Source organism: Pseudonocardia sp. ICBG601, from assembly GCF_020496245.1.
On record NZ_JAHLJA010000150.1, the window covers coordinates 77639 to 103514 of the forward strand.

At 76.2% G+C, this 25876-nt stretch carries 8 protein-coding genes; 3 read left to right on the top strand and 5 right to left on the bottom strand.

Annotated features, from left to right (window positions below):
* Window position 1: 1 nt before the first annotated feature.
* Genes KPL57_RS46185 through KPL57_RS46200 form a run of 4 tightly spaced genes read right to left on the bottom strand, consistent with a single transcriptional unit; the run spans window position 2 to window position 20327 of the window.
* On the bottom strand, window positions 2-8638 hold the full coding sequence (locus KPL57_RS46185; protein WP_226356794.1) for an SDR family NAD(P)-dependent oxidoreductase: 8637 nt from the start codon (window positions 8636-8638) through the stop codon (window positions 2-4).
* Window positions 8635-17889, bottom strand: a complete 9255-nt coding sequence (locus KPL57_RS46190; protein WP_226356795.1) for a polyketide synthase — start codon at window positions 17887-17889, stop codon at window positions 8635-8637. The genes KPL57_RS46185 and KPL57_RS46190 overlap by 4 nt, the downstream gene beginning before the upstream one ends.
* Window positions 17886-19055 (bottom strand): SRPBCC family protein, encoded by a 1170-nt coding sequence (locus KPL57_RS46195; protein WP_226356796.1) that lies wholly within the window; start codon window positions 19053-19055, stop codon window positions 17886-17888. The genes KPL57_RS46190 and KPL57_RS46195 overlap by 4 nt, the downstream gene beginning before the upstream one ends.
* Window positions 19056-19085: 30 nt before the next feature.
* Window positions 19086-20327 carry an NAD(P)/FAD-dependent oxidoreductase gene (locus KPL57_RS46200; RefSeq protein ID WP_226356797.1) on the bottom strand — a complete coding sequence of 414 codons (1242 nt, stop codon included), beginning with the start codon at window positions 20325-20327 and terminating at the stop codon, window positions 19086-19088.
* Between the two features lie 204 nt (window positions 20328-20531).
* Between KPL57_RS46200 and KPL57_RS46205 the strand changes: the two genes are divergently transcribed.
* Together KPL57_RS46205 and KPL57_RS46210 are read left to right on the top strand one after the other, a co-directional pair.
* Complete coding sequence (locus KPL57_RS46205) at window positions 20532-22115, top strand: acyl-CoA carboxylase subunit beta (RefSeq protein WP_374203875.1); 1584 nt, start codon at window positions 20532-20534, stop codon at window positions 22113-22115.
* A gap of 74 nt (window positions 22116-22189) precedes the next feature.
* On the top strand, window positions 22190-22393 hold the full coding sequence (locus KPL57_RS46210; RefSeq protein ID WP_308253128.1) for a hypothetical protein: 204 nt from the start codon (window positions 22190-22192) through the stop codon (window positions 22391-22393).
* On the opposite strand, the gene KPL57_RS46215 is transcribed toward KPL57_RS46210, so the two are convergent.
* Window positions 22326-22661 (bottom strand): hydroxyisourate hydrolase, encoded by a 336-nt coding sequence (locus tag KPL57_RS46215; RefSeq protein ID WP_226356799.1) that lies wholly within the window; start codon window positions 22659-22661, stop codon window positions 22326-22328. The genes KPL57_RS46210 and KPL57_RS46215 overlap by 68 nt on opposite strands.
* Before the next feature lie 275 nt (window positions 22662-22936).
* Here KPL57_RS46215 and KPL57_RS46220 point away from each other — a divergent pair, with 275 nt between their 5' ends.
* A complete protein-coding gene (locus tag KPL57_RS46220) occupies window positions 22937-25810 on the top strand; it encodes a BTAD domain-containing putative transcriptional regulator (protein WP_226356800.1) in 2874 nt (957 codons plus the stop codon).
* The last annotated feature ends 66 nt before the right edge of the window (window positions 25811-25876 follow it).

Here is a 25876-nt window from a genome sequence, read left to right on the forward strand (position 1 = left end):
GTCAGGCCTTCCCGTCCGTGCGAGGGTCGTCGAGATCGCTCAGCAGGCTGCGCAGGTCGCCCGGCGCATCCGGCGCCGGATGTGGCGCCGGCATCGGCGGCGCCGGGGCCGGTCCGGGTGCCGTACCGCTGACGGCGGTGACGAGGTCGGCGACCGTGTGGGCCCGCAGCAGGACCGAGGGGTCCAGTGACCGGCCGCTGCGGGCCTCGATCGCCGCGGTCAGCTCGGCGACGGTGATGGAGTCGAGGCCGAGTGAGCCGATCGTGACGTCCCCGGGGTCCTCGCCCAGGACGGCGTCGAACGCACCGGACACGGCCGCGGCCGCCGCCGCGCGGCCCGGTGCGGCCGGGCCGGCCGGGTCCGGGGCCGCGCCGGGGTCGCGGGGTGCCGCGGACGCCGGAGCCGGGGCGGGTGTGTCCCCGGTGGGCTGCGCGGCGGTGCCGAGGACCACGACCGCGCCGCCGTGGTCGAACGAGGCGGCGAACGTGGCCCGGCCCTGCTGCGGGGTGAGCGAGTGGCGGACGGCGAAGGCGGGGTCGGCGGTCATGCCGGTGCCGGTCCAGTCGGGCCAGGCGTGCGCGGTCACCCGCAGCGTGGGGGTGTCCTCCCGCTCGGCCAGCGCGAGCTGGTAGGCGTTGGCGGCGGCGTAGTCGACGACACCGCGGCCCGCCTCCGGCAGCCACCCGGCCACCGAGGAGGCCAGGGCGACCCAGCGTGCCCCGTGCCGGCGGGCCAGCGCGACGACGGCGTCGGATCCGGTGGTCTTGGGGGCGAGCACGCGTTCGGCGTCGGCGGAGCTCCGGCGGATGAGTGCACCCACCGGGTTCACGACCCCGGAGCAGTGCACGACCCCGCGCAGCGGTCCCCACCGTTCGGCGGACCGAGTGACGACGGCGTCGAGTCCGGAGGGGTCGGTCACGTCCGCGCGGGCGCAGGCCACCTCCGCCCCGGCGACGGCGGGCGGCTCGACGACCGACCGGCCGACCACGACGATCGCCCGGGCCCCGCGTGCGGCCAGCGCGGCGACGAGCTCGCGGCCCACCGCGCCGTGACCACCGACGACCAGGTGGAAACCGGAGGCGTCGGCGTCGCGGGGCGTCTGCTGCGCCAGCCGCTCGTGGTCACGGTGGAGCCGGCTCCCGGCCCGCAGCGCCCGCTCGGCCGGCTGACCCGGCTCGGCCGCCGCGAGCGCGTACAGTTCGGCGGGCAGCTGCTCCACGGCGGCCGTGTCGTCGCGCCGGATGTCCACGGTTGCCGCCGACCAGCGGCGTTCCGCCGCGGCCGCGCGCACCGCCGCGCCACGGGCGACCGCCCACGGTCGCAGGTCGGCCCCCTCGCGCGGATCGACGGCCGCGGCGTCGTGCAGCACCCAGAGACAGACCGCGCCGGTCCGCAGCCCGGCGGCGACGCCGCGCAGCCGCTCCCAGAACCCGGCCGTGGTGGAGCCGGGGTCGTCGAGCACGACCACGGCGTCCGCGGCGGACAGCCCGTCGGCCGGGAGGCACCCGTCGGCGACGAGCCGGTCGAGCAGCGCGGCCCGCCGGTCGGGCCCGCCGCCGTCGACGAGCACGGCCAGGCCCACCGGGGGCCGCCCCGCCGGGGTGGACCCCGTGCGCCACACCGGTCGCGCCACCGTGGGCGGAGGCGCCGGGTCCCGCGGCCGGTCACCGGTGGTGTTCCAGTGGGCCTCGTCGGCGAAGGGATAGCCGGGCACGGTGGTCCGCCGCGCGGTCGGCGCGGAGAACGCCGCCCAGTCGAGCCCGTCGGCGCCGGCCAGGGCCGCGGCCACGAGGTCGTCCGGGCCCGCGGGTGCCGACGCCGGCGCCGCCGCGCCGCCGCGCACCACCGGGGCGGCGCCGGAGGCCACCGCGAGCAGCCCGGTCCGCAGCTCGGCCGCGGACCGGCCGGCGACGGCGGCGCGCCGGGTGAGCTGGGCGCGGCCGGTGTTCGCGGTGTGCACGACGTCGGCGAGCTCGGTGTCGTCCCCGGCGGCGCCGATCCGGTCCGCATAGGCGCGGGCCAGCCGCCGCACCCCCTCCTCGGTCGCCGCGGAGATCCGCAGCGCGTGCTCCCGGGCCGGGATCGGTGTGCGGGGCCCGCCCGCGGGCGGTTCCTCGACGATCACGTGGGCGTTGACGCCGCCCATGCCGAAGGCGGAGAGCGCGGCGCGGCGGGGGGCACCGTTGCGGTGCCACGGGGTGGGGGTGAGGACGGGGTGGAACGGGGTGTGCTCGAAGCGGATGCGGTCGTTGGGCCGATGGAGGTTGCGGGTCGGGGGAAGGGTGTCGTGGCGGAGAGCCAGGATGATCTTGGCGAGCCCGGCGAGGCCCCCGGCGGGCTCGAGGTGGCCGATGTTGGTCTTCACCGAGCCGATGGCGCAGTACTGGCGCCGGGTGGTGTGCGGGGTCCACGCGCGGGTCAGCGCGTCGATCTCGACGGGGTCGCCCAGCGCGGTCCCGGTGCCGTGGGCCTCGAGGTAGCCGATGGTGTCGGGGGAGACCCCGGCGTCGTGCAGCGCCGCGGACACCACCTCCTGCTGGCCCGCCACCGACGGCACGGTGAGCCCGGAGGTCCGGCCGCCGTGGTTGACCGCGGTGCCGGTGACGACGGCGTGGACGGGGTCGCCGTCGGCGAGCGCGTCGCGCAGCGGCTTCAGGACGACGGTGACGACGCCCTCGCCGGGGACGAAGCCGTCGGCGTCGTCGTCGAAGGCGCGCGCGGAACCGCTGGGGGACAGCGCCCCCAGGTTGCCCATCGCCGTGTAGTGCAGCGGTGAGAGCGCGAGCCGGACCCCGGCGACGACGGCGTGGTCGCACTCCCCGTCACGCAGGCTGCGGACGGCGGTGTGCAGGGCCACCAGGGACGACGAGCAGAGCGTGTCGACGGTGAGGCTGGGGCCGTGCAGGTCGAAGAACCAGCTGACCCGGTTCGCCAGGAACGCGTTGTGGTTACCGAGGCCCGCGGCGGCGTCCAGCTCGCGGTCCACGTTGTACTCGCGGTAGTGCTGGTAGCTGGCGCCGACGAACACCCCGGTGCGACGGGGAGCGGCGGTCGGGTCGACGCCGGCGGACTCCCACGCCTGCCACACCGTGCGCAGCAGCCACCGTGCCTGCGGGTCGAGCAGGCGGGCCTGACGCGGGTGGAGCTCGAACAGGCCTGCGTCGAAGCCTGCGATCCCGTCGACGAATCCGCCGAGCGGCCGGTCCTGCCCGTCCCACCGCTCCGGCGGCGCCGGGCGCAGGGCGTCGCGCCCGTCGCGCAGCAACGGCCACAGCCCGTCGATGTCGTCGGCGCCGGGCAGGACCCCGGCCAGGCCGATGACGGCGACGTCGTGCCGGTCGCCGGTGGGCCGGTCGGGGAACGTGCGGCGGGCCGCGACCGCGGGAGCCACCGCCTCCTCCACGGCCTCGACGAGTGCGGCGTCCGCGACCGGCGGCGCCTCGTGCCCGGCTCCGGCCGTGTCCCCGGAGGCCGTGTCCCCGGAGGCCGTGTCCGCGGAGGCCGGTGGCCCGTCCGGGAGCCCGAGGGCGACGGCGAGGGCGCGGCCGTCGCGGGCGGCCAGGACCTCGACCGGCGACACCGGGGCCCCTCCGGCGGCGCCGAGCTCCGCGGCGACCTCACCGGCGAGCATCGAGTCCATGCCCACGGCGGACAGCGGTGTCGTCGCCGCGACCGAGGGGTCGGCCAGGACCCCGCGCAGGATCTCCAGCAGCCCGGCCGCGGTGAGCGACGACCCGGGAGCCGTGTCGTGGGCGTCCGCCGTCCGGGAGGGTCCGCCGGTCCCCGCCACGGGCCGGAACCGGATCCCCTCCAGGACGAGGACCGGCCCGTCGGCGCCGATCAGCCAGGCGTCCGCGACGTGGGTCCCGTCGTGCCAGCCCCGTGACCGCAGCCGGACCGCGACCGCGTCGGCGGGGTCGCCGGTCGCGACGACCCGGGCGATGCCCACCGGGAGCAGGGCGGTGTCGGACAGCGCCGGGTCCCCGAGGGTCAGCACCGCCATCGCCTGCAGTGCCGCGTCGACACCGGTGACCCGGTCGGCCGCCGACCCGTCTCCCGGCAGCAGTTCCGCGGTCACCGCACCCGTCCCGTGCCGGATGCCGTCGATGCGGCGCAGCGCCGGCGCGTAGCGGGTGCCGTGGGTGTCGAACCAGGCGTAGAGCCCCGCGGGGTCGAGCTCGCGCGGGCACGGGGTGTCGTCGGGTGCGGGCGGCCGCACCGGTCCGGGCTCCGGGCGCAGCCGGGCGATCACGCGGCCGTCCTGGTGCAGGGTCGCCACCGCGCCGTCGGGGAGGTCGTCGAGATCGTGCTCGGGACGGGTGGTGCCCGTGCCGCGGGTGGGGAAGGTGACCTCCCGCAGTACCGGCGCCCGGTCGAGCCCCAGGCACAGCAGCAGCGCCGCGGGCACCGTCGGCCGTCCGAAGACCTCGTGCCCGGCGATCAGGGCGGCCGACGCGGCCGCGTCCGGCGCGGTGGGCGACGGCTGCGGGCGCGGGGTCCGGAAGGGGTAGGGCGGCAACGGCGCACGCCGGTCGGCGGCGCCCGGCCCGAGGGGCCCGCGAGGTCCGCCGGCGGCCCAGGCCCGGGCCGCCCCGGCGAGGCCGGCGACGGTGTCGTCGGTGTCGTCGGGGTGGACGACGGCCCCGGCGCCGCGACCGGCGGCACGGTGCAGCCCGTCGGCCAGCTCGCCGGCGCCGCGGGCGACGACCGCGACCCGCAGGGCCAGGTGCCTGCGGCCCTGCCCGGCCGCGGTGTACAGCACGCCGGGGTCGGCCCCGGCGCGTACCACCGCGAGCAGGTCGGCGATCCGCCGGGTCAGGGCCTCCGGCGTGTGCGCCGACAGGTGCAGGACACCGGCGGCGCCGGGGTCGTGTCCGGCCCCGGTGGCCTCCGGCCAGTCCTCGACGACGACGTGGGCGTTGGTGCCGCCCATGCCGAAGGCACTGATCCCGGCCCGTCGCGGCCGGTCGCCCGGGGCCCAGCCGGTCGGTGCGGCGGGGATCGCCAGGACCCCCTCGGGCATCCGCAGCCGGTCACCGGTCCCACGGTGCCCGGCGACCGGCGGGATCTCGCCGTGGCGCAGGCACAGTAGGACCTTGACCAGGGAGGCGAGGCCGCTGGCCGGTTCGAGGTGGCCGATGTTGCCCTTCAGCGCCCCGAGGAGCACCGGGGCGGCCCGCTCCGGGCCGAACACCTCGGCGAGCGCCGCGATCTCGATCGGGTCGCCGAGCGGGGTCGCCGTGCCGTGGGTCTCCACCAGGTCCACCGACGACGCGTCGACGCCCGCGTCGGCGAGCGCGGCCCGCAGGACGTCGGCCTGCGCGACGCTGCGCGGCACCGACAGTGCGCCCGCACGGCCGCCGTGGTTCGTCGCGACCCCACGGATCACGCCGTGCACGTGGTCGCCGTCGCGGAGCGCGTCGGCCAGGGGGCGGAGCAGGACGGCCACCGCGCCCTCGCCGGGGACGAAGCCGTCCGCCGCCGCGTCGAACGGGCGGGGCAGGTCGGCCGACAGCGCGCCGAGCCGGCTGAGGCTGCGGTAGTACCAGGAGGTCAGGCCGACGTGGCAGGCGGCGACGACCGCCGTCCCGCACCGGCCGGCCCGCAGCGCCGACACCGCCTGCTCCAGGGCGACCAGCGACGACGAGCACAGTGTGTCGACGGTCAGCGAGGGCCCGGTCAGGTCCAGCGCGTAGGAGATGCGGTTGGCGAGCAGTGCGTTCATCGAGCCGAGCGCGGTGTGCGGACCGACCCGGTCGAGGCCGGCCGCGTCGCGGTGGTGGGTGTAGGTGGCCCCGACGAACACCCCGACGTCGCGCCGGTCCGCGGCACCGCCCTCCTGCACGACCGACCAGGCGTGCTCCAGCAGCAGCTTCTGCTGGGGATCCATCTCGGCGACCTCGCGGACGGCGAGCTCGAAGAACCGGGGGTCGAGCCGGTCGATGTCGTGGAGGAAGGCGCCGGTGCCGCAGTAGGTGCCGGTGGTGGCGGTGTCCCTGTCCTGGAGCACCTCGCCGACGTCGAAACGCTCGGGCGGCACCGGACCGAAGGCGGTGTCGCCGCGGCGCAGCATCGCCCAGAGACCGTCGAGGTCGTCGGCGCCGGGCAGGTCGCCCGACACCGCCACGACCGCGATCGCCCCGTCGGGCACCTCGCGCGGCCCGGGCCCGCCGGCGGCGGGCGCGGCGGGTGCGGTGGCGGGGACCGGCGCCGGAGCGGGGACCGGCCCGGGCTCCCCGCCGGCCGGGGCGACGCCGTGCCGGTCGCGGAGCGCGGCGACGACCGCACGGACGTCGGGATGCTCGAGGAACAGGGTGGGGGGCAGCGTGACGTCCCAGCGCCTGCCGAGGGACTCGCTCAGCTCCACGCTCGTGATCGAGTCCATGCCGAACTCGGCGAATGCGGTGTCCGCGGCCAGGTCCTCGGCGCCGAGCCGGGCGACCAGCGCGGCGGTGACCTCGGCGGCGAGCGGATCGGCCGGGCCGGAGCCCGACGGCGGTGCGGTGCGGGCGGACGTGGTCCGGGCCGGCGGGGGTGCGGCGGCGGGAACGGGCTCCGGGGACCCGGGTTCGCGGTCCGGGTGGGCCACCACCACCTGTCGTTCGCCGGACAGGACCGCGGCGGTGAGCGCGTCCAGGCCCTCGGTGGTGCCGAGCGGGTGCACGCCCCGGCGGCGCAGCCGGTCGGCCACCTCCACCCCCATCCCGATCTCGCCCCACAGACCCCAGTCGATGCTGGTCCAGGGCGCGCCGAGCCGGTGTGCCGCGGCGTCGAGGTGGGCGTTGGCGGCGGCGTACCCGGCCTGGCCGAGGTTGCCGAAGGCGCCCGACACGGAGCCGAACAGCACGGCGAGCTCCAGCTCGGTCCCGGCGACGGCGGCGACGAGCTCGCGCAGGCCGTCGGCCTTCGGTGCGACCACCGCCCGCAGGTCCTCGGCGGAGACGCTCCGCAGGAGGCCGTCGCGCAGCACCCCGGCCGCGTGGACGACGCCGCGCAGGGGCCGTCCGCCCAGGTCCGCGACGAGCGCGGCGAGCGCGCCGGGGACCGCGACGTCGATCGCGTGGGACCGCACGAGCGCACCGTGCGCGGTGATCGGGGCCGTCGCCGACGGGTCCAGCCGGGACCCGCCCGAGCGGCTCACCAGGTGGATCTCGCCCGCACCGTCGCGGGCGAACCGCTCCGCGACCGCGAGCCCCAGCCCGCCGTGCCCGCCGAGCACGAGGTAGGCGCCGTCGGGCCGCACCGGCAGGCGCGTGCCGGGTCCGGCGGGCAGCGGCTCCCAGACCGGGCTCAGCCGCGCGTCACCGCGGATCGCGCTCTCCGGCGGGCCCGCGCCCAGGTCCGGGCCGGTGACGGCCCCGCCGGGCGCGGTGTCGACCATCCGCAGCGACAGGCCCGGGTACTCGATCGCCGCGGTCCGCAGCAGCCCCCAGACCGACGCGCGGCCGGGGTCGGGCCGGTCCCCGGGCGCGGCCGCGGCGGCCCCCTCGGTCAGCACGACGAGGCGCAGCCCCGGCCTGCGCCGGGCGGTCAGCGACCGGACGACCCGCAGTGTGTCGAGCAGGTCCCGGTCCCCGGAGGGATCCCCGGTCGCGGTGGCCAGCACGACCCCGTCCGGGCGGTCGTCCGCGGCCGGATCGCCCCAGAGCCGGGCGAGGCCGTCGTCGTCGGGGACCCCCGTCGTGACCTCCTCGACCCGCGACCCGGCCGATCGCAACGCGTCGGCGGCCGACGCGCCGGCGCATCCGGGGGCGCCGGGGTGCAGCACCACCCAGCGGCCGCCGGGGGCGGGTGCCGGGGCGGGCCCGGACGGCACCCAGCGCAGCGCCCGCATCGGCGCGGGCGCCGGTTCCGGTACCGCTGCCGGCCCCGAGAGCGCGGTCGCCACGACCGCCGCGCGCATCCGCAGCCCGAGCAGCTCGGCCACGACCCGGCCGGTCCCGTCGACGACCACCGCGTCGCACCGCCCCGTCCCGTTCCCGGCCGGCTCCGGACACCGAGCGCGCACGGTCACCTCCGGACCCCGCAGCGGCGCGTGCACCACGACCCGGTCGACGCCGACCGGGTACAGCGGGCGCACGTCCTCGGGTGCCGTCGCCCCCTGGAGGACCAGGGCGGACAGCTGCAGGACACCGTCGAGAAGCAGGGGGTGCCCGATCCACGGGCGCGTGTCCTCGCTGCGCAGCACGGCCTCGGCCGCCCCGTCGCCGACGACCAGCGAGGACAGCGTCCGGAAGGACGGCCCGTACTCCAGCCCGGCTCCCGACCAGGCCGCGTAGACCCGCTCCGGGTCCCAGGACGTGCCGTCGACCGCGGGTGGCGGCGCCGCCGCGGCCGGCGCCGCCACGGTGCCGGCGGGGGTCGCCGTGCCGACCGGCCCGCCGATCCCGTCGGCGTGCAGCCGCACGGTGCCCGGAGCGGCCCCGGAGCCGACCAGCCGCACCGTCGCGGAACCGCCGTGGGGGAGGACGACCGGCCTGCGGAACGACACGTCCCGCAGCGCTGTGCCCCCCGTCGCGACGAGCGCCAGCTCGATCTGGACGGCGGCCGGCAGCAGCGCCCGGCCGTCCTTGCGGTGGTCGCCGACGAGCGGGTCGGCGTCGGTGAAGGTGAGCTGGAGCAGCTCCGAGTCGGTCATGACGCCAGGCCTCCGGAACGTCCGTCGAGGAAGGGGTGACGGGCCGCTGCCGCGGCGCCGTCGGTCGGGGCGGCCACCGGGGGCACGCCGGGCAGGGCGGAGTGCCGGACGCGGGCGAACGGGTAGGTCGGGATGCGGACGGTGACGTGCGGCTTGCCCCGGTGGTGGGCGGCCGGGTCCAGGCCCGCGTCGGTCTCGTCGTGGTGGTCGGCCAGCGCGCGGTGCAGCGGCGCCGTGCCCTCGTCGCGCCGCAGCGTGGCGCGGAACCGGGTCCGGCCCTCGCGCGGGGCGACGATCCGGCGCAGCAACGGCAGCAGCGCGGGCTGCGGACCGATCTCCCACCAGATGTGGGCCTGCTCCTCCGGCACCCGGGCGTCGAGCTCCGCGGCCGCCGGCCCGAACAGCACCGGGGCACGGACCGCCCGGGCGTAGGACGCCGGGTCGGTGGCGGTCTGCGACGTGTGCAGCCCGCCTGTCAGGGTCGAGGCGAACGGGATCGACGGCGCCCGCAGCCCGAGACCGGCGAGGTGCTCGGCGAACGGGTCGACGACACCGGCCATCGCCGCGGAGTGGAAGGCGTGCGCCACCGGGAGCGCGGTGGCCCGCACGGCACCGGAGGAGAGGAGGGCGGCCACCGCGTCGGCGGGACCGGTGACCGTCGTCGCGCCCGGGCCGTTGTCGGCGGCGATCTCCAGGCCCGGGTGGGCCGCGATCGCGGCCCGGGTGAGGTCGAGGTCGCCGCGGACGACGGCCATCGCCCCCGGTCCGGGCGCGGACGCCATCAGCCGCCCCCGCAGGGCGGTGGCGCGCAGCAGCTCCGGCAGGTCGAGCACCCCGGCGGCCCAGGCGGCGGTGAGCTCGCCGACGCTGTGCCCGACGACGGCGTCGGGGCGCACCCCCCAGCTTGCGAGCAGGGTGACCAGGGCGATCTGGGTCGCCACGATCGCCGGCTGGGCGTGGTCGGTGCCCAGGAGCGGGTCGCGTTCCAGCAGCGTCTCCAACGGCACGTCGAGGTGGCCGCGCAGTGCGGCGGCGCACTCGTCGAACACGGCCGCGCAGACGGGTTCGGACCGCCACAGCGCGCGGGCCATGCCTGCCCACTGGGCGCCCTGGCCGGTGAAGGCGAAGGTCACCGGGGTGGGTGCGCGCCGGGCCGGGGCGGGCGCCGGCCCGGTCCCGTCGGCGACGGCGTCCAGCGCCGCGACCATGCCGTCCCGGTCGCGGGCGTGCAGCAGCCGCCGCCACCGCTGCCCGGCCCGCCCGGTGTTCGCGGTGCGGGCGACGTCGTCGAGCCGGTCGCCGGGGCGGGTGCGCAGGTGGTGGGCGTAGCCGGCCGCGACGGCACGCAGCCCCTCCTCGGTCGGCGCGGTCACCCGCAGCACGTGCGACCCGGCCGGCTCCTCGGCCGGACGTGCGGGTCCGCTGCGCAGCGGTGGTTCCTCGACGATGACGTGGGCGTTCACCCCGCCCATGCCGAAGGCGGACAGCGCCGCCCGGCGGGGGGCGCCGTCGCTCCGGTGCCACGGCATCGGCTCGACGACGGGGAAGAAGGGCGTGTTCTCGAACCGGATGTGGTCGTTGGGCCGATGGAGGTTCCGGGTCGGGGGGAGGGTGTCGTGGCGGAGAGCCAGGATGATCTTGGCGAGTCCGGCGAGGCCCGCGGCGGGTTCGAGGTGACCGATGTTGGACTTGACCGAGCCGATGGCGCAGTACTGGTGACGGCCGGTGTGGGGGCGCCAGGCCCGGGTGAGCCCGTCGATCTCGATGGGGTCGCCCAGGCTCGTACCGGTGCCGTGGGCCTCGACGAGGGTGATGGTGTCGGGCGAGACGCCGGCGTCGCGCAGGGCGGCGGTGACGACGTCGCGCTGGGCGTTGGTGGTCGGCACCGTCACCCCGGCGGCCCGGCCGCCGTGGTTGACCGCGGTGCCGGTGATCACCCCGTGGACGGGGTCGCCGTCGGCGAGCGCGTCGCGCAGCGGTTTGAGGACGACGGTGACGACGCCCTCGCCGGGGACGAAGCCGTCGGCGTCGTCGTCGAACGCCCGCGAACCACCGGTCGGGGAGAACGACCGCAGACGGGATCCGAGCTGGAAGTACTGCGGCGACAGGGCCATGTGCACGCCGGCGACGAGCGCCACCCGGCACTCGCCCTCGCGCAGGCTGCGGACGGCGGTGTGCAGCGCGACCAGCGACGACGAGCAGAGCGTGTCGATCGTCATGCTCGGGCCGCGCAGGTCCATGAACCAGCTCACGCGGTTGGCGAGCATCGCGTTGTGGTTGCCCAGCCCGGCAGCGGTCTGGACGACGTCACCGACGACCTGGTCGCGGTAGTGCTGGTAGCTGGCCCCGACGTAGACGCCGACGGTCGTGTCCGCGGTCCGTCCGGACAGGCCGGCGTCCTCCAGCGCCCGCCACGCCGACTGGATCAGGTGGCGCTGCTGCGGGTCCATCCAGCCGGCGTCGTTCGGCGCGATCCGGAAGAAGGCCGCGTCGAAGCCCTCCAGGTCGTCGACGAACCCCGCACGGCGCAGGTAGACGGTGCCGGGGGTGGAGTCGGTCGCGTAGTACTCGTCGAGGTTCCAGCGGTCGGTGGGGACCTCGGTCAGGCAGTCCCGGCCCTCGACGAGCACGTCCCAGAGCCCGTCGACGTCGCCGGCGCCGGGGAACACCCCGTCGACGCCGATGATCGCGATGTCGTGCAGGCCGCGGTCGTCGGTGGGCCGGTCGTCCCGGCCACGGTCCGCCGGGGCCGGCTCCGGTGCCGCCGGCTCGGTCGTCGACGGCGCGGGCGGCACGTCCGGTACCGGGACCGTACCCGGCCGGACGATGTCGGAGCCGCCGGGGCCGGTCGCGGAACCGTCGTCGGTCCCCTCGGCGGGCGTCGAGGTCACGCCGTAGACCTCGCGCAGCTCCCGCACCAGGCCGTCGAGCGTGCCGACCTCGAGCACCAGCGTCATCGGCAGGTCCACACCGAGACGGTCACGCAGGTCCTGGGCGACCGAGACGGCCAGCATCGAGTCCAGGCCGAGCTCCTGTAGCGGCCGGTCGGGCTCGACCTCGGCCGTGTCGATCTCCAGCACCCGGGCGATCCACTCCGCCACGACGGCCCCGAGGTCCCGCCCACCGGCGTCGGGGCGGTGCGCCCCACCGCCGGCCGGCGCCGGGTGCCCGTTCGTCGCCGGTGACGCGGTCACCGCGGGGACCCCGTTCCGCACGGGCCCGTCCCCGGTGGACCCGGCCGCGTCGTCGTCGGACGGGACCGGCCCCGTCGCGGCGAGCCGGGTCCAGGTGACCCGTTCGGCCCGCAGCAGGACCTCGTCGCCGGCGTGGACGGTGATGTCGGCGACGACGGTCCGGTCGTCCCCGGACCCGCGGTCGGTCCGCTGCGCAAGCACGGTGAGGCGCGGCGGCAGCGGGCCGTGGACGGTCAGCCGGTGCACCGAGAACGGCACGTAGAGGCCCCGCGCCCCGCAGGCGGCGAGCGCGACCTGGAACGCGCCGTCGAGCAGCGCCGGCTCGAGCACACCGGTGACGTCGCCGTCGAGCGCGAGCTCGCCGGTGGCGACCCCGTCGCCCACGACGAGCGTGCGCAGGCAGCGGAAGCGCCCGCCGTAGGCCAGGCCGTGCCGTTCCAGGTCGCGGTAGAACGCGGCGATGTCGGCCGCGTCGCCGGTGGCCGGTTCCACGGCGGCGGGGCGTGCCGGGACGGTGTCGAGAAGCCGGGCGTCGCACACCAGCACCCCGTCGCCGTCGCGGAACCGGACGGTCCCGTCCGCGAGCCGTGCGGACAGGAGCGTGGGCGGACGGACCACCGCCCGGAACGTCATGTCCTGCAGGGCGAACGGCAGTCCGCCCCGCAGCTCCGCGACCTTCTGCGGGTAGGCGGCGCCGGGCAGTACCGGTGCGCCCAGCACGACGTGCCCCTCGGCCTCGGGCAGCTCGCCCCACTCCCGGTCCCGTGTCCCGCCGAAGACCGACGCGGCGGCTCCGAGGGCGGCGCCGGGATGGACCTGGCCCCCGCGCCGTGCCGCCCGTGCGGCGGGGCGTTCCAGCCAGAGCCTGCGCTCCTCCAGCGGGACGGTCGGGATCCGCACCGCCCGGGCGGTGCCGGTGACCACGGGTGCGCCGCCGGCGACGAACCGTCGTGCGGCCTCGTCCAGGGTCGCCCGGTCGTCGCCGTGCACCCCGAACCGCTCCGGCGGCGACGACGGGTCGGCCGGTGCCACCCCGGTGTGGCTGGAGCGGCTGTCCCGGTTCCCGGCGAGGAACAGCATGAGCTTGTCCTCCAGCTGCTCCGCCGAGTCGACGACGCAGGCGAACCGGTGGGCGCGGTGGTGCCGGCGCAGGGCGGTGGCGCACAACGCCGCCAGGCCCGGTCGGTGCTCGGACCGCAGGAACAGCAGGAACCTCTCCGCGAGGCGGTGCAGCGCGCGCTCCGAGCCCGCGGACAGCACGAGCAGGCCCGGGCCGCGGTCGTCGTGGGTGGGGGCCGGGACGGCGGCGAGCACCGCGTGGGCGTTCACCCCGCCGAACCCGAAGCTGCTCACCCCCGCCACCCGGGGTCCGGTCCAGGGCACCGGCCGGTCCGGCACGAACAGCGGGGAGGCCTCGAACCGGAACCGGGCGTTGGGGGTCTCGATCCCGGGGGTCCCCGGAACGGTGCCGGCCTGCAGCGCCAGGACGGTCTTGATCAGACCGGCGAGCCCGGCCGCGGGCTCCAGATGGCCGACGTTGCTCTTGACCGAACCGATCGGGACCGACCCCGCGGCGGCGGGGCCGAGGGCCTCGCCGAGCGCCTCGAGCTCGACCAGGTCGCCGAGCCGGGTTCCGGTGCCGTGGGCCTCGACGTAGCCGATGCCGTGCGGGCCGACCCCTGCGGCCGACAGGGCCTCGCGGACGACCTCGGTCTGCGCGGGGCCGCTGGGCGCGGTGAGGAACCCGGCCCCGGCGCCGGTGTGGTTCACCGCGACGCCGCGGACGACCGCGAGGACGGCGTCGCCGTCACGGACGGCGTCGGAGTACCGCTTCAGGACGATCGCGGCCGCACCCTCGCCGCGCACGTAGCCGTCGGCGTCCTCGTCGAAGGCCCGGCAGCGGCCGCGCGGCGAGAGCATGCCGTTGCGCGCGAACGACCGCGACTTGGACGGCGTGAGGATCAGGTTGGCCGCCGCGACCACCGCGGCGTCGCTCTGCCGGGCACGCAGCTGCAGCACGGCCTGGTGCAGGGCGACGAGCGACGAGGAGCAGGCGGTGTCCAGGCAGAAGCTGGGCCCGGTCCAGTCGAACACGTGCGACACCCGGTTCGCCAGCAGCGCCATCGCCGAGCCGGTGGCCGCGTGCGGGTCGGCGTGGCCGTCGGCGGCGGCCACGAGCTCGCCGAAGTCGCCGGCGATGGTCCCGACGAACACCCCGGTGCGGCGCCCGAGGGACGCCGGGTCGTGCCCGGCGGACTCCACGGCCTCCGCGGTGACGGTGAGCAGCAGCCGCTGCAACGGGTCGGTGCGGCGGGCCTCGCGGTCGGACATGCCGAAGCGGTCGGGGTCGAACAGCTCCACGTCGGCCAGCCAGCCGGCCCGCGTCTCGTCGTCGTCGGACCACAGGGAGTCCCAGCCCCGGTGCCCGGCCGGGGCCGGGCCGATCGCGACGTGGCCCCCGGTGAGGGCCGCCCAGAACTCGTCCGGGGTGGCCGCGCCGGGGAACCGGCAGGCCATGCCGATCACGGCGACCGGCTCGTCGGCGGCCGGCCCCTGCGCCGGGGGCACCTCGTGCGGGGCACGCTCCGTCACGGCCGCCGCCGGGCCGGTGGACGCGGGGACGGGCACCGCCGCCGGGCCGGTGGGAGCGGGGACGGGTGCCGGGGTGGGTGCGGCGGCGACCTGCTGCTCCCGGGGTGCGACCGCCCGACCCAGGAGCGCGGCCAGCCGCGCCGGGGTGCCGGTCGCGAGGATGCCGGTCGGTCCCACCTCGGACCCCAGCCTGCGGGTGAGCGCGGTGGCCGCGGTGACCACCGTGATCGAGTTGCCGCCGAGGTCGAAGAAGTTGTCGGTGGGCCCCAGGGCGGCGATGCCCAGCACCTCGCCGAGGACCTCCCCGATCGCGGCGACCGGGTCGTCCGTCGTGGCCCCGGCGGGCGGCTGCCCGGAGCCCGCCCGCAGGATGGTGTCCCGGGTGGGGACCGGCAGCCGTGCCCGGTCGACCTTGCCGTTGCCGGTGAGCGGGAGGTCCGCGACCGGGACGAACGCGGCGGGGACCATGTAGCCGGGCAGCTCGCGGCGCAGCGCCGCGGTCAGCTCCTCGCGGTCGCAGGGCCCGGTCGTCGTGAGGTAGGCGGTCAGCTGCGGTTCGCCACGACCCTCGAACGCCGCCGCCACGACCACGGCCGCGCCTACCGTCGGGCGGCGCTCCAGCACCGCCTCGATCTCGCCCGGCTCGATGCGGAAGCCGCGGATCTTGACCTGCGCGTCGGCCCGGCCGAGCCACTCCAGACGGCCGTCGATGTGCAGCGCGACCAGGTCACCGGTCCGGTAGTACCGGGTTCCGGAGCGCGGGTCGTGGACGAACACCTCGGCGGTGCGCTCCGGGCGGTTGACGTACCCGCGGGCCAGGCCGGTGCCCGACAGGTGGAGCTGACCGGTGCCGCCGGGGGCGACGGGTTCGAGGTCGTCGTCGAGCACGTGCAGCCCGATCCCCGGCAGCGGCGCCCCGAGACCGATCACGGCGGGGTCGTCGATCAGGGCACAGGTCACCCAGATCGTGGCCTCCGTCGGGCCGTAGAGGTTCCACAGCGCCCGGCCGCCCAGCAGGCGTTCGGCGACCGACCGGGGGAGGGCCTCCCCACCGGACAGCACCGTCAGACCGGGGTGCGGGGTCCACCCGTCGTCCAGCACGATCCGCCACAGGCTGGGGGTCGCCTGGGCGACGTCGACACCGGCCAGCAGCCCGGCCAGTGCGCCCGGGTCCGCCGCCTCGGAGCGCGACGCGAGCACCACGCAGCCACCGGTGGTCAGCGGCAGGAACAGCTCGAGCAACGAGATGTCGAACGCCGTCGTCGTGTGGGCGAGGACCCGGTCACCCGGTGCGCTGCCCAGCACCCCGGCGATGCCGGTCAGGAAGTTGCCCAGCGCGGCGTGCCCGATCTCGACGCCCTTCGGCTCACCGGTCGAGCCGCTGGTGAACAGCACGTAGGCGAGGTCGGTGGGGTCCACCGCGGGCGGCACGGCCAGCACCCGGCCGTCGTCGGCGCCGATGCGTCGGACGGTGCCGAGCTCGTGGCCGAGCTGCTCGCAGGCCGCGTCGGCCAGCACCGGACCGGCGCCGGCCACCTCGAGGTAGCGCCGTAGCCGCTCCCGGGGGAACCCCGGGTCGAGCGGGAGGAACGCCGCCCCGCAGCGCAGCACGCCGAGGACGGCGGGCAGCAGGTCGGGACCCCGTCCGGACAGGACCGCGACGATGTCGCCGGGGCCGACGCCCTCCTCGTACAGCGAGGCCGCCACCGCGTCGGCCCACCGGTCCAGCTCGGTGTAGCTGAGGGTGCGTCCCCCGCAGCGCACCGCGTCCGCGTCGGGGTGGGCCGCCACGGCGGCGTCGAACAGCTCCAGGACGGTCGCCGGAGCCGGAGCCGGAGCCGGAGCCGGAGCCGGAGCCGGAGCCGGAACCGCGTCCGGGGCGGGGCCGGCGGGCGACGGCGCGGTCCCCGCGAGGGCCCGACGGGCCTGTTCCTCGACCTCCTCGGCCAGGTCCAGGGCCGCGGCCCCGTCGAGCCAGGTCGCCCGTACGCACAGCAGCGGTGCCGTCCCCGGCACCGACACCAGCGCGACCTCGGTGTCCGGGTCGATGGACGCGTCCTGGTCGTGCTCGCGCCGCAGCAGCGCGGCGCGGGTGAAGGAGGGTGTGTCCGAGCCGAGCGGGCGCGGCGCGAGCCCGGCCCGGATCTCCAGGTCCGCGGCGTAGCCCACCCGCTCGTCCGCCTCGGCACAGGCCCGTTCGAACGACGACGGTGTCGTGGCGTCCCAGCGGACCGGGACGCGTTCGGCGACCAGCTGCGCGGTGACCTCGCCGGTCGTCCGCGCGGCGGTGGTGGACCACGCCACGTCGAAGACCGGTGCGCCGGTGCGCCGGGACAGCACCTGCAGCAGTGACTGCTCGACGAGCGCGGTCTCCTCGGGAGCGGCGGGGACGACGGCCAGGGGGAGCCGCGCGTAGTGGGCCGTCGCGGCGGAGAAGTCGTCGGCCGCGAGCGGGACCGGGCGGATGTCGTCGAGCCGGTCCCGCCACCAGGTCTCGTGGGGGCGCACCGCGCGGAGCGCCGCGGTGACGGCGGCGAGCCGCGCGGGGTCCACGGGGGGCAGCGGCGAGCCCACGACGGCTCCCAGCCGCTGCGCGGCCGCGGTCCCGGACAGTCTGCTGCCGTCGGCCGCGGTGAGGTCCGAGAGCACGAGGTCGGCGTCGGTGCAGGCCACGGTGATGGAGGAGGGGAGCACCGAGGTGACGGTCGGTCCGGCCCGGTGCACCTCCCGCGGGACGGCGCGCAGCTGCCGGCACAGCACGGCACCGGCGCCGGTGAGCACGGCCGGGATGCCCAGTGGGTTCGGGAACGACCCGAAGTCCATCGCCCGGCCCAGCCGCTCCGCCCGGTCGGCCGGGGTACCGGGGTGGACGAGCCCGTCGTCCATCCGCGCCGCCCGTCGGTGGAACCGCCGCTCGCGGCCGCCGACGTCGACCGGCGTCGGCAGTGTCCGCCGGACGAGGTCCCCGACGATCCCGTCGAACAGCGCGATCCCCGCCTCGGTGGCCTCCCAGGTGAGCGAGAGCCCGGTCGAGTGCGGGCGCACCGGGAACCACCGCTCGGCCAGCACCGGCCCGGCGTCGACCCGGTCGGCCATCACGTGCCAGGTCACCGCGTGCCGGGGCGCGCCGTCGAACACCGCCCAGGCCGCGACGTTGCTGCCGGCGTAGCGGGGCAGCGGGCCGTCGTGGAAGTTGACCGCCGCGATCGACGGCAGCGCGAGGACCTCGGCCGGGAGGACCCGCTGGTTCACGATGCTGAACAGGAAGTCGGCCGGCTCGGCGGTCAGCGCCGCGACGAGGTCGTCCGACGCGGGACGGCAGGGGACGCCGTGCTCCGCGGCCCAGGCACGGACCAGCGGGTCGTCGCTGAACACCCCGCGGACGGTCGCACCGGCGGCGAGCAGCGCGTCGCCGCAGCGGGTCAGCACCCGGGTGCCGCCCAGGAGGTGGCAGGTGGCGCTCACGTCGCGGTCCCCGTTCCCCCGGCGGCGGGGTCGGTGGCCCGTGCGACCCAGGCGTCGATCTGGGAGACGACCTCCTCGTCGAGCGAGAGCTGACCCGGGCTCCACAACGGGTTCGACAGCCCCCGGTGGGTGCGCTCGCACAGTTCCCAGTCCTCGTGGTTGGCCTTGTCCCACAGGGCGAAGACCGCCTCGTGGGAGAAGTCCGGGCGCGCGGTCTCGGAGGGGTGGAACAGCCAGAAGTGGCGGACGGTGCAGGTTCCGGGGCTCTCCGGCCACACCCACTGCGCCATCACGTAGTCCGCGGTGAACCCGAAGAGCAGGTTCGGCAGGATCGTGATCCAGTTGATCTTCTGCAGGTCGCCCTCGGGGACCGACGGGATGGGACGACGGTCGCTGCGGCCGGTCGAGGACACCGAGTTGTAGCCGTCGCGGATGACCTGCCAGGCGCCGACGAGGTCGCCACCGAGCATGTAGGTGCCCGCGTCGTCGAAGTCGGTGACGCGGTGCAGGTCCTTGTGCGCGGTCGGGAAGTGCAGGCTCTCGTTGACGTTGTGCGCCACCAGCTTCCAGTTCGAGGCGACCGGGTAGTCCTTGGCCTGTACGACCTGCAGGTCGGCCAGCTCGTAGGCGCGGGCGAACTCGCCGAACTCGGCGAGCGCGTCGTCCAGGTCCGGCGCGTCGTCGGAGAAGCTGACGAACACCATGCCGAAGCGGACCTCGGTCCGGATCGGGATCAGGCCGTTCTCGCCCTTGTCGAAGAAGTGGTCCAGGTAGGTGCCGTTGAGGCTCTTCAGCGCGCCGTTCCGGTCGTAGACCCAGCAGTGGTAGAGGCAGACGATGCTCTGACGCCGCCCGCTCGGCTCCTCGACGAGCTTGTAGCCCCGGTGCCGGCAGTAGTTGTGGTAGGCGCGGACGCCCTCGTCGCCGTGGAGGAGCAGGATCGACCCGGTGCCGATGTCGAGCGTGGTGTAGCTGCCCTTGTCGCCCAGCCGGGAGACGTGGTCGACGGGCAGCCAGCGGCGCCCGTAGATCTCCTTCATCTCCCGGCGGAACTGCTCCTCGCCGGTGTAGAAGTCGTGGGAGCGACCGGTACCGCCGGTGGCGAAGTAGTCGCGGTCGGGGTCCTGCTCGCCGATCCGGTCGAACATGCTGGGGACGCTGGTCATCGTGGGCTCCTCGCGGCGGGCTGGTGGAGGTCAGGCCGTGGGGTCGTAGACGCGCCGCTCCTCGGGGAGCCCGGCGTCGTCGTAGAGGGACTGGAGGCCCTCGGGGGAGAAGATCTCGTGGTCGGGGACCCCGCCCGCGATCCAGCCGAGCATCGCCCGGGTCCACTTGTCACTGGACCCGGCGGCCTCCAGGACCGCCTGGAAGAAGGGCGGTAGCTCCGCGAGCTCGGCCACGGTGGTCGTGTAGTCGTAGAGCACCGCGGTGTCCTCGTCGCGGCGCTTGCCGTACTCCGCGAGCGCCGCGGAGGGGTCGGTCTCCCCGGACGCCGACCGGGTCACCGCGTCCGCGAGCATCTCCGCCTGCAGGAACGCGTCGGTGATGCCCCAGCCGGTCAGCGGGTCCTTGTGGTAGCCCGCGTCGCCGACCAGCGCCCAGCCCGGGCCCGAGGCCTGCCGGTAGAAGTTGTCCGGGTACCGCATCGGGACGAGGGGCTCGAGCGCCCGCCCGCGGTCGCGCATCTGCTCGCCGAGCTCGGGTGCGACATCGTCCAGCACGGCCTGGAAGTGGCGCGGCACGTCCTGGCGGAACTCGCGCAGCAGTTCCTTGCGGCCGATCACGGCGACGAGCTGGCCACCGTTGGTGGGCCAGGTGCCGGCCCAGGTGCCGTGGTGCCCGGTCCGGTGGTGCAGGCCCCAGTCGTCGAGGCCCTCGAAGTAGGAGTAGTAGGTGAAGCCCGCGGCCGGACGGACGTTGTAGGTCTCCGCGTCGACGCGCTTCGCGACCGTCGAGTGGGCACCGTCGGCGCCGACGACCAGGGCGCCCCGGAACTCGCTGTCGACACCGGAGGCCGAGCGCCCCCGCACCCCGACCACGCGCCCCTCGTCCCAGATCACGTCGGTCACGGTGAAGCCGTCGACGACCTCCGCTCCCGCCCGGCGCGCGGCGTTGACCAGGATCTCGTCCAGGACGACCCGGCGCGGGCAGTAGACCGCGTCGATCCCGTCGACGGGGTCGGCGAAGCCGATCATCGTGACGTCGCGGTGGGCGTAGTGCATCGACCGGGACGCGGGCGTGCCCGCGGCGACGACCCCGTCCAGCAGGCCCCACGCCTGCAGCCGCGCCAGACCCGCCTGGTGGAGGTAATGGGTCGACACGGTGTCCGAGGGCAGCGCGGCGCGGTCGAGGACCAGCACGCGGTGGCCGCGCCGGGCCAGCAACATGGCCAGCGGGGACCCCCCGCACCGGGCTCCCACGATGATCGCGTCGTACATGCTGGTGCTCCTTGTCGGTCGAACGCCGGGCGAGCTGCCCGAACGGGTTCCGGTGCAGTTGGTACGCATGCCCGGCACGGGCGGCCGCTCAGAACTGCGCGTCGACGCGGACCGCCGCGAGGCTGCTCAGAACTGGGCAGGGCACCGGACCGCCGCGTCCTAGCGTCGGTCTGCGCGAACCGTGCAACCGAGAGGAGCGGCCCCGTGACCGTCCTGGAGAACCGTCCGCCCGACCGTGCGGCGCCACCCACCCTGCGCGGACTGGTCGAGGAGCTGCACCGGCGGCGGGAGGCCGTCGTCGCGGGCGACGCCGAGGCCACCGCCCGGCAGCACGCACGCCGCAAGCTGACTGTGCGCGAGCGGCTGAACCTGCTGTTCGACGAGGGGTCGTTCGTCGAGGTGGAGGCGATGCGCCGGCACCGGGCGAGCGCGTTCGGGATGGACCGCAGGCGCCCCGAGACCGACGGCGTCGTCGCCGGGTGGGGCACGGTGCACGGGCGCACGGTCTTCGCCTACGCCCACGACTTCCGGATCTTCGGGGGCTCGCTGGGCGAGGCGCACGCCGAGAAGATCCACAAGGTGATGGACCTGGCGCTGTCCGCCGGCGCCCCGCTCGTGTCACTCAACGACGGGGCCGGCGCGCGCATCCAGGAGGGGGTGACGGCCCTGGCGGGCTACGGCGGCATCTTCCGGCGCAACGTGGCCGCCTCCGGGGTGATCCCGCAGATCAGCGTCATGCTGGGTCCGTGCGCGGGCGGGGCCGCGTACTCGCCGGCCCTCACCGACTTCGTGTTCATGGTCCGTGACGTGGCCCAGATGTTCGTCACCGGGCCCGACGTGGTCGCCGCGGTGACCGGCGAACAGATCGGGCACGACGCCCTGGGCGGCGCCGACGTGCACGCGACGACCGGCGTGGCCACCTTCGTGCACGACGACGAGCGGTCCTGCCTGCTCGACGTCCGCCACCTGGTGGCGCTGCTGCCCGCCCACGGGGACGAGGCCCCGCCCGCGACACGGGTCGAGGACCCGCCCGGGCGGCTCTGCGAACGGCTCCTGGACCTGGTGCCGGCCGACCCGTCGAAGCTCTACGACATGCGGGAGGTCGTCGAGGAGATCGTCGACGACGGCGAGCACATGGAGCTCCACGAGTTCTGGGCACCCAACGTCCTGTGCACCCTCGCGCGGATCGGCGGGCGGGTCGTGGGGATCGTCGCGAACCAGCCGCTCGTGCAGGCGGGCGCCCTCGACATCCCGGCCTCGGAGAAGGCGGCCCGCTTCGTCCGCACCTGCGACGTCTTCAACATCCCGCTGGTCACGCTCGTCGACGTGCCCGGGTTCATGCCCGGTACCCGCCAGGAGCACGGCGGGATCATCCGGCACGGCGCCAAGCTGCTCTACGCCTACTGCGCCGCCACGGTGCCCCGGATCCAGGTCATCCTGCGCAAGGCCTACGGCGGGGCCTACATCGTGATGGACTCCCGCTCCATCGGGTGCGACGTGTCCTTCGCCTGGCCGGGCAACGAGGTGGCGGTCATGGGGCCCGACGGGGCCGCCAACGTCATCTTCCGTCGGGAGATCGACGCCGCGGACGATCCGGAGGGCGTCCGCGGCCGGCGGACGGCCGAGTACCGGGAGGAGCTGGTCCACCCGTATTACGCGGCCGAACGCGGCCTGGTGGACGACGTGATCGACCCGCGGGACACCCGTCGGCTGCTCCACCGGACGCTGGAGATGCTGCACGACAAGCACGTCGGCGAGGCCGCCCGGCACGGGAACCCGCCGCAGTGAGCAGCCGGCCGGTGGTCGATCTGCGAGTCCTACGCGGTACCCCCACCGACGACGAGCTGGCCGCACTCGTCGCCGTGCTGGCGGCGCTCACCCCGGTGGCACCGTGCGTGCCGCGCCGGTTCGCGCCGCGATCGGCCGCGCGCTCGCGCCGTCGCGGACCCGGACGGCCCGCGCGCGCGGGCCGGGCGCCGTCCGGCAGGCGACCGCCGCTCACCCGGTCTGGCCGGCCCAGACCGCGTACCCGTGCGGGGCGATCTGGAGGACGACGGTCCGGGTGACGCCGGGACCGACGGTCCCGGCGTTCACCGTCACGTCGTCGGTCGTGCAGCGGACCCCCTGCGCGGCGAAGTAGCGGCGGGTGTCGAGGACGACGCGTACCGCTCGGCGGTGCCGGTGGGGCGCCGCGCCGGTCAGCACGCCCGAGCCGTCGGTCAGGGTGGTGTGGACGACCTCCCACCGGCCGCCCACCTCGTGCTCCACCCGGGCGTGCAGCTCCACGGCCGGACGGCCGTGGAGCAGGTCGTACACCTGGACCGTCACCGACACCGGATCACCTCTCCACATGGGTGAGTCGGTGCGACCGTTCGGCCCAGGGGGGACGAGGCGGGGCGGGCGGACCTGGGGAACAGGGCGACGTTTCGTCCGATGTGCACCACTCGTTCGTGGACTTCTGTAGACGATCTCTCTACTGTCGGTGACGGTTTCACGACGGATCGCGGCAGTGGCCATGGGGGGCGTCGGTGCGGCTGAGGGTTCTCGGTGCTCTCGACGTCCAGCGCGTGACGGGTGACGTCGTCGATCCGGGAGGTCCACGACTCCAGGTGGTCCTCGCATGCCTGCTCCTCGAGTGTCCGGCGGCGGTCTCCACCGAACGTCTCGTCGACGCGGTGTGGCCGGACGCCCCGCCGGCGACGGCCCGCAGCCAGATCCAGATCTGCGTCTCGCACCTGCGGCAGCGCCTGGGGACGAGCAGCGCCCGGATCGTCACCCGGCGGTCCGGGTACGCGCTCGAACCGGGCGGGGCCGAGCTGGACCGGCTGGAGTTCGAGCGCGCCGTCGACCGCGCCCGCGAGCTCGTGCGGTCCGGCCGGATCGCGGAGGCGGTCACCGTCCTGCGCGGGTCGCTCGACCTGTGGCGGGGACCCGTCGTCCTCCCGGAGATCAGCAGCCCCGTGGTGCGTGACCGGGCGGTGGTGCTCGAGGAGAGCCGCGCGATCGTCGTCGAGGAGCTGGCCGCGCTGATGCTGTCGGGGGGCAGGCACTCGGAGCTGGTGCCGCTCCTCAGCCGCGAGATCCTGGACTACCCGCTGCGCGAGCAGATGCGCAGCCAGCTCATGCTGGCCCTGTTCGGGGCGGGCAGGCAGGCCGACGCGCTGCGGGAGTACCGGCGCGCCCGTGACGTGTCGATCGCCGAGCTCGGCATCGAGCCCGCGGAACCACTGCGCTCGCTGGAGGCCGCGATCCTGCGCGGCGACACCTCGCTGCTGCAGGGGCAGTCCCCGGCGACGGCCCCCGCCCCGGCTCCCGCGATGCTCCCGGCGGGCGTCGGTGACTTCACGGGACGGGACGACGCGGTCCGGGACATGCTCGCCGCGGTCCACGGGGGAGCCCGCAACGGGACCGGCGCCGCGGTGCTCGTCCTGTCCGGCCACGGCGGGGTCGGCAAGTCCGCGCTGGCGCTGCATCTCGCCCACCGCATCGCCGACCGGTTCCCCGACGGCCGGTTCTACGCCTCGATCGGCAGCGACCCGGCGGGCACGGACCGGGCGCTCGAGCGCTTCCTGCGCGCGCTGGGGACGCCGCCCAACTCCATCCCGGAGTCGTCCGAGGAGCGGCAGGCGGCCTTCCACGAACGCATCGCCGGCCGTTCGGTCCTGATCGTCGTCGACGACGCCACCATTGAGTCCCAGCTGCTCCCGCTGATCCCCCCGGACTCGTGCAGTGCCCTGATCGTCACGAGCAGACGCCGCCTGACCGCGCTGCCGGGGGCGACCCGGTTCGAGATCGGGGCCTTCGACCCGGCCGAGTCGCTGGCGTTGCTGGAGCGCATCCTCGGGAGCGAACGCATCCGGGCCGACACCGACGCCGCGAGCACCCTGGCGCGGTACTGCGGGCACCTCCCGCTCGCGGTGCGGATCGCGGCGGCCCGCCTCGCGGCTCGGCCGCACTGGACCCTGCGTGCCATGTGCGCGCGGTTGGCCGACGACTCGGCGCAGCTCGACGAGCTCCAGCACGGGGACATGGCCGTGCGGGGGAGCCTGCTGCTGACCTACGAGTCGCTGGCCCCGGAGACCCGCCGGCTGCTGCGGCTGCTGTCGCTGCTGGACAGCCCCCGGATCGGCGGGTGGACGTGCGCGGTGCTGCTGGGCTGCGACGCCCGCACGGCGGAGGGCCGTCTCGACGAGCTCGTCGAGCTGCACCTGCTCGAGATCGTCGCGGTCGACGCGGACGAGCCGCTGTCCGGGCAGTTCCGGCTGCACGAGCTGGTCCGGCTCTTCGCCCGGGAACGGGCGATGGCCGAGGAGACGGCATCCGGGCGTGTCGAGGCCGTCACCCGTGTCGTGCAGGCCTTCCTCCGGCTGGTCGAGCAGACCCACCTGCACGAGTACGGCGGGGACCTGCTGCTGCGTGGCGACGGGCCGCGGACGGTGCTGGACAGCCGGATCACCGACCGGCTGCTCGCCGAACCGCTCGTGTGGCTGCGCCGGGAACGGGCCGCACTGGTCGCCACCGTCTCCCAGGCGTCGGCCCTGGGGCTGCACACGGAGTGCTGGTCCCTCGCGGTCACCGCGGTCGTGCTGTTCGAGGCCTACGGGTTCTACGACGAGTGGCGGTCCACCCACCTCACCGCGCTGAGCGCGGTGGTCCGGGCGGGGGACCGTCGCGGCGAGGCGGCGGTCCGCTACTCGCTCGGGTCGCTCGAGCTGTTCGAGCAGCACTACGGCAGTGCGCGGGCCGACCTCGACCGCTCCTCGGCGCTGTTCGCCCAGCTCGCCGACGACTACGGCGGGGCGCTCGTGGGTCGCAATCTCGCCATCCTCGACCGGCTCACCGGGGACTACGACCGTTCGGGTGCGCGGTCCCGGGCCGCGCTCGCGGTCCTGCGTTCGCACGGCGACCACTCCGGTGAGGCCCACGTCCTGGCCAACCTGGCCCAGCTCGCCATGGACACCGGCCGGGTCGACGAGGCCCTGGCCGTCATCGAGGGCGCCGCACGCGCGGCGGAGGACCTGCCGAACCGCAGGCTCGCCGCGCAGATCACCCACCGGCGCGGGCTCGTCCACCTCCGGCGTGGCGAGGGCGAGACCGCGGAGGCGCTGTTCGGCGAGGTGCTCACCTTCGCCCGCGCCGTCGACGACCGGTCGGCGGCGCTGCACGGGATGGTCGGGCTGGGCGAGGCACTGGAGCTGCGAGGTGACCCGGTCGCGGCGCGGCGCTCGTTCGAGCAGGCCGCCGCGCTCGCGGCGACCCTGGGCGAGAAGCGGATGCGGGCCCACGCGCTGCTCGCGATCGGTCGGCTGGACCTGCGCCTGGGCGACCGTGTCGCGGCCGCCGCGGCGGCGGTCGAGGCGCTGCGGGTGGTCGAGGGGAGCGGCCTGCCGCTGCTGGAGCAGCGGTGCCGCTCCGCGTTGGCGGCGGCGCGTGCGGACACCACCCCCGGAGGGGCGGCCGGCGGTGCGCGGCCGCCGACCTGACCCCGGGGGCGGCACCGTCAGTCCCAGACCGTGTTGCGCGGTCGTCGCGGGGCGGTGACGGTTCCG

Bases quoted from the DNA above. Each gene is read 5' to 3' on its own strand.
- KPL57_RS46195 (WP_226356796.1), bottom strand. From the start codon at position 19,055: ATGACCAGCGTCCCCAGCATGTTCGACCGGATCGGCGAGCAGGACCCC.
- KPL57_RS46200 (WP_226356797.1), bottom strand. From the start codon at position 20,327: ATGTACGACGCGATCATCGTGGGAGCCCGGTGCGGGGGGTCCCCGCTG.
- KPL57_RS46185 (WP_226356794.1), bottom strand. From the start codon at position 8,638: ATGACCGACTCGGAGCTGCTCCAGCTCACCTTCACCGACGCCGACCCG.